Raw genomic sequence first — 5,739 nt, forward strand, 5'->3', positions numbered from 1 at the left:
CTTTCAGCGCCGATGGTACTGCATGGGGGACCGTGTGGGAGAGTAGGACGCCGCCGAACAATTTGTGAGGCCTCGGTCTCCGAGTTTATGACTCGGAGACCGAGGCCTTTTGTTTTGTGGCTCTGTGTCCTGTGCTGCCAGGATCCATGCATGGCGAACACATGGTCAGAGCGGTGCGCACTGACGACTGGCAGCGGTTGAGGGAGCTGTCGGCACCGATCCCCGGGCTTTGGCGTTCACCGCTCATGATGGAGTTGTTCAGGCCTCGCCACTGAGGGCTCAGAGGCGGCCGGCGGCCTTGAGTGCGAGGTAGGTGTCGGCCAGGGCCGGGGCGAGTTCATCGGGGGTGGCGTCCACGACGGTCACACCACGGCGGCGGAGCCGGGACCCGGTGTGACGGCGTTCCGCCTGGGTCCTGGCCGCGGCCGCGGCTCCGTAGACGGCGTCGAGTGTGCCGCGTGCGGCGGCCATCTCCTTGATGCGAGGGTCGGCGACGGACGCCACCACGACCGTGTGGCGCTGGGTGAGGAGCGGGAGCACGGGGAGCAGACCCTCTTCCACGGGGGAGGCGTCGAGGCCGGTGAACAGGACGACGAGCGAGCGCTGGGGGGCGTTGCGGAGGACGGTCGAGGCCATGCCCCGGGCATCGGACTCGATCAGTGCCGGTTCGAGTGGTGCCATCGTCGTGACCAGTGCGGGCAGCAGGTCATGGGCTGTACGACCCCGGAGCGTGGCGCGCATCCGGCGGTCGTAGGCCAGCAGGTCGAAGTGGTCGCCCGCACGGGCGGAGAGGGCTGCCAGCAGCAGGGCGGCGTCCATCGAGGCGTCGAGGCGCGGGATGTCGCCCACGCGGCCGGCCGAGGTGCGCCCGGTGTCGAGGACGGCCAGGATGCGGCGATCGCGTTCGGGGCGCCAGGTGCGGACGGCGACGCTGCTCCGGCGGGCGGTGGCGCGCCAGTCGATGGACCGGGTGTCGTCGCCCGGGATGTACTCGCGGAGACTGTCGAACTCGGTGCCCTCGCCACGGGTGAGGACGCTGGTGCGCCCGTCGAGTTCACGGAGGCGGGAGAGCCGCGCGGGAAGGTGCTTGCGGCTGGTGAAGGGTGGCAGGACGCGCACCGTCCAGGGGACGGAGTGACTTCCCTGGCGGGCGGCCAGGCCGAGCGGGCCGTACGAGCGCACGGTGACGCGGGCGGCGTGGTGGTCGCCGCGCCGGGTCGGGCGCAGCCGTGTGGTGAGAAGGCGGCGTTCCCCGCCGGGGACGGTCAGCCGGTGCCGGGAGGCGGCGATCTCGGCCCCGGAGGTCCAGACGCTGGGTGGCCAGGCGTCGCGGAGGTACGCGCGGAGCGGGCGTCCGGCGGGGTTGATGACGGTGAGCAGGACTTCGGCGGGTTCACCGAGTCGAACTGATGTATCACCGGAACGGGTGAAAAGGAGCTTTCGGACTGGCGCGGCGCGACCCAGGTCGTACAGGATTGCGAGCAGCAGGGGAATCTCGACGGCAAGTAGGCCGGTCCAGCTCGGAAGCAGGAAACCGACGAGAAGCGTGCCGAGGGCGGCGATGAGAGCGGTACGTCCGGTGAGAGCCATCGATCAGTCCGTGTCGCCTCAGCGGGGCACGGGGACATGGGCGAGCAGCGAAGAGATCACGCTGTCCGCGGTGACACCCTCCATTTCGGCCTCGGGGCGCAGTTGGACGCGGTGCCGCAGAGTGGGCAGGGCGAGCGCCTTCACATCGTCGGGGGTGACGTAGTCGCGTCCGGTGAGCCAGGCCCAGGCTCTGGCGGTGGACAGCAGTGCGGTGGCGCCGCGAGGTGAGGAGCCCAGGAAAAGCGAGGGGGATTCGCGGGTGGCACGGCAGATATCGACGACGTAGGCGGCGACATCGGGGGATACGGACGTCTTGGCCACAGCGGCCCGGGCCGCGTCCAGTTCCGCGGAACCGGCTACACGACGTACGCCGGCGGCGGTGAGGTCGCGGGGATCGAAGCCTTCCGCGTGCCGGGAGAGGACCTTGATCTCCTCTTCTCTGGAAGGCAGCGCCACCTGGAGCTTGAGCAGGAACCGGTCGAGCTGGGCTTCGGGGAGGGGGTAGGTGCCCTCGTACTCGACGGGGTTCTGGGTGGCGGCCACCAGGAAGGGATCCGGGAGTTCGCGTGCGGTGCCCTCGACGGTGACCTGCCGCTCCTCCATGGCTTCGAGCAGGGATGCCTGGGTCTTCGGCGGGGTTCGGTTGATCTCGTCGGCGAGGAGGAGGTTGGTGAAGACCGGGCCGGGCCGGAAGGAGAACTCTGCTGTGCGGTTGTCGTAGATGAGCGAGCCGGTGACATCGCTCGGCATCAGATCGGGGGTGAACTGGACGCGCTTGGTGTCGAGCTCGAGTGTGGCGGCCAGAGCGCGGACGAGAAGGGTTTTGGCGACGCCCGGGACACCCTCCAGCAGTACGTGGCCGCGGCAGAGCAGGGCGACGACCAGTCCGGTGACGGTGGCGTCCTGGCCGACCACGGCCTTGGAGATCTCTCCGCGCAGAGCCTCGAGGGCGGCGCGGGCGCTGTCTGCGGAGGGGGCGCTCACGGAGTGCGGTCCTTGTCTCTCGGAGATGGGGTGATACGGCGTTCGAGGAGGTCGAGTCGGTCGGCCAGCCGGACGAGGGCTTCATCGTCGGTGGGAGCCGGGCCGAACAGAAGGCTGTGGACCTGGGCGCCGTCGTCCCCGGTGCGGGCGGCGACGGCCGGGCACAGAGCCTCGGAGCGGTGGGCCTGCGCGGTGGGCACGCCGGCGAGAGGGGCGACCCGGGTGCGGGTCGCCGAGCGCAGTGCTTCGGCGGCGCGTTCGCGCGCGCGGGCCCGGTGGTAGAGGCGGGCGCGGCCCTCGGCCGCCTCGGAGGCCGGGACGGTCACGGGCAGCCGTTCGGGGACGAGGGGGCCGAGGCGCCTGGCCCGCCAGAGTGCGGTGAGGACCGCGGCGATGGCGAGCTGGAGGGCACCCCACCTCCAGCCGGAGGGGATGAGGTCGTAGAAGCTCTTGTTGCCGCCGTCGGTGGCGGTGGCGTTGTCCAGGGAGGGGAGGTACCAGACCAGATGAGGCCGGGAGCCGAGGAGTTGCAGGGCGAGGGAGGCATTGCCGTGGTCGTCGAGACGGTGGTTGTACAGCAGGTCCGGGGCACCGAGCACCACGGTGTCGCCGTCGCCGGTTTCCGCGGGGATACGCAGCAGGGTGGGCAGTTCGCCGCTGTGGTAGCAGTCCTCGACCGGGGTGGCGGAGGTGGTGTAGGTGATGCCGCCGAGTTCGGCCGCGCCCGCGCGCCGGGCGTAGGGGGCGTCGCAGCCGGGGCGGAGCACCTCGACGGCGGCGGGCTCCACGGCGCGTACGTCCGGGGCCAGGGTGCCCAGCGAGGCGGGGCCCGGGGCCAGCAGGACGGTGCGGCTCCCGCTGCCGGAGGCGGCGCCGCGCAGTGCGGACTGCTGCCGCGCGCTGAGCAGGTCGGGGTTGGCCACCAGCAGTGTGGTGTCGGGGCCCATGGCCTCGGTGGCCTCGGCGACGCCGGTGGCGACGGTGGTGTCCACGCCGCGGTCGGCGAGGAGTTCGGCGGTGGCGCGACTGCCGTAGCGGTCGGCGGAGCGCGGGTCGAGCAGCCCGTGCTGCTCACCGGAGCGGAGGGCGGCGATGACCAGGCCGGCCAGCGCCAGGACGGCCGCTGCCAGCAGCAGACCGCGGGCATGCCGCCACAGTTGGCGTGCGGTGGGCGATACCGAGGTGGCCGCGTCGGTGGGCGGGGTGGGTGGTGCGGTCGTCATACGGCGCCTCCGCCGGGGGGCGCGGAGGTGGGAAGGCCGCCGGTGAGACGGGGCCGGCTGCGCCGGACGGTGTCGTCGAGGTCCCGCAGCCGGAGATACGCGGCCTGGTCGGCCGGACGCCCGGCGTATGTCACCTCGTCGAAGGCGAGGGCGGCTGCGTACAGGGCCGCGGTGTGGTCCGGGAGAACCCGGGCGGCTTCGGTGGCGGCCTCGTCGGCGGTGCGGCCGGGGCGGGGGTCGAGCAGGGCGCGTTCCTCCAGGGAACGGACGAGAGCGCGCGTCCTCTCCTGGAGTGCTTCGCTCCAGCGGGCGGCGGAGGCGTGCCGCTCGGCCGCGGTGCGGTGCTCGTCGGCGCTGCGCGGGCGGTCGCCGAAGAGTTCGCCGCGTCCGGCGGATCCGGGTGCGCGGCGCGGCGCGCCCATGCGCAGCCGCAGGCCGATCAGGAAGAGCGCGACAAGCAGGGCGAGGACCGTGAGACCGACCCAGCCGCCGGGCGTGGCCCCGGCGGCGGCGTCGAGGAGGTCGCCGATCCGCTCCCACACCCAGTCGAGGAGGCGCCGCAGCAGGCTCGGGTCGTTCTCGTGGTACATGGGCTTGGACAGTTCGTCCTCGGCGGCCTCGCGTGCCGGGACACGCGGGACCGTCACCGGTGCCCCGCCGTCGGAACCGTCCGTGCGCACGCCCGCGGACCGCTTCATCACATCAGTTTCCCGGAGCGGGGTCGTCGGTGCGCCCCTCGTGGCCGGGGACTCCCGCGGCACGGGCGAGTTCGAGGTCGAGGGCCTCGCGGCGAATGCGCTGGTCCATGTAGAGGAGGGCCGTGACGCCCGCGCTGATCGGGAGGGTGATGGTGGAGGCGAGGACCGCGCCGATGCCGACGACGATCAGGTATGTCCAGGTGATCTCCGCGACGCCACCGGAGACGAGGGTGTCGATGCCGTCGCCGCTCAGCACGGGGGCCAGGAAGGAGGCGGGGAGCTGGATGATCATCCCGACCGTGAAGACCAGCACGACGGTGAGGAGCTGGATGCCGAAAATGCGCCACCATGAGTTCCGCACGAGCTTGGCGGAGCGCCGGAGGGAGGCGAGGACGCCCTGCCGCTCCAGCATGAGGGCGGGCGCGGAGAGGCAGTAGCGGACCCACAGCCAGACGGCTGCCACGGTGCCCGCGAAACCACCGAGGAGGCCGATTCCCACGCCGGCTGCTTCCGAGCCCGCCGCGCCGAGCAGAATGCCGGGCAGGAAACCCAGCAGGAAACCCAGCAGGAAACCCAGCAGGAAACCCAGGACGACCGCTCCGGTCACGATCGCTCCCACCAACAGCGTCAGTCCGAGCAGACGGGCGAGTTGCGGCCGGGAGTCGCGCCAGGCCTCCCCCATGGACACCGGTCGGCCCAGGACGGCGCGGCTGACCACAACGGTGAGCATCGCGGTGGCGACGACCATGCCGATCAGGGAGGCCAGCATCTCGACGCCCAGGGCGCTGAACGTACCGCTGAGGGCGTCCAGCACCTCGTCCCTGGTCGGTTCGGCCTCGGTCTCCAGTGCCCGCAGACCGCTGTTGTCCCGCATCCAGATGCCGGTTGCCACGGTGGAGGCGAGCTGGATCATGATCGCTACCGCGAGCGATATGCCCAGGGCCGTCCGCCAGTGGGCCCGTGCGGTGGAGACCGCTCCGTCCAGGATCTCGCCCACACCCAGAGGGCGGAGCGGAATGACACCGGGCTTGGCGGCGGGCGGCTGGTTCCAGTTTCCCCAGCCGCCCCCGCCCGGCGGCGGAGGCGGGGGAGCGCCCCAGCCCTGCGGGGCGGAGGGCGGCTGCTGCGGCGACCAGTTCGTGGGCTGCCGCGGCGTGGCCTTGTCGGTGGGCGCCTTGCCGGCGGGGGGGGGGGGGGGGGGGGGGGGGCGCCGCGCGCGCCCGGCGCGGGCGGGGCGGCCGGCG

General features: G+C 72.4%; 5 protein-coding genes. All 5 read right to left on the reverse strand.

Features of this window, described 5'->3' with window-relative positions; genetic code table 11:
• Positions 1–279 precede the first annotated feature (279 nt).
• From AC2CJA_RS23330 to AC2CJA_RS23350, 5 genes are read right to left on the reverse strand one after another with little or no spacing between them, the layout of a single operon-like run.
• On the reverse strand, positions 280–1,590 hold the full coding sequence (locus tag AC2CJA_RS23330) for a DUF58 domain-containing protein (protein WP_484604652.1): 1,311 nt from the start codon (positions 1,588–1,590) through the stop codon (positions 280–282).
• An 18-nt stretch (positions 1,591–1,608) separates the two neighbouring features.
• Positions 1,609–2,574, reverse strand: coding sequence for an AAA family ATPase (locus AC2CJA_RS23335; RefSeq protein WP_484604653.1), 966 nt, complete (start codon positions 2,572–2,574; stop codon positions 1,609–1,611).
• The gene (locus tag AC2CJA_RS23340) at positions 2,571–3,797 is read right to left on the reverse strand and encodes a DUF4350 domain-containing protein (protein ID WP_484604654.1); all 1,227 of its coding nucleotides are present in this window, start codon (positions 3,795–3,797) and stop codon (positions 2,571–2,573) included. The genes AC2CJA_RS23335 and AC2CJA_RS23340 overlap by 4 nt, the downstream gene beginning before the upstream one ends.
• Entirely contained in the window at positions 3,794–4,495 is a 702-nt protein-coding gene (locus AC2CJA_RS23345) for a DUF4129 domain-containing protein (protein ID WP_484604655.1), read from the reverse strand. The genes AC2CJA_RS23340 and AC2CJA_RS23345 overlap by 4 nt, the downstream gene beginning before the upstream one ends.
• A gap of 4 nt (positions 4,496–4,499) precedes the next feature.
• A complete protein-coding gene (locus tag AC2CJA_RS23350) occupies positions 4,500–5,492 on the reverse strand; it encodes a DUF7847 domain-containing protein (protein ID WP_484604656.1) in 993 nt (330 codons plus the stop codon).
• Positions 5,493–5,739 lie beyond the last annotated feature (247 nt).

Source organism: Streptomyces sp. ATLC9, from assembly GCF_057196705.1.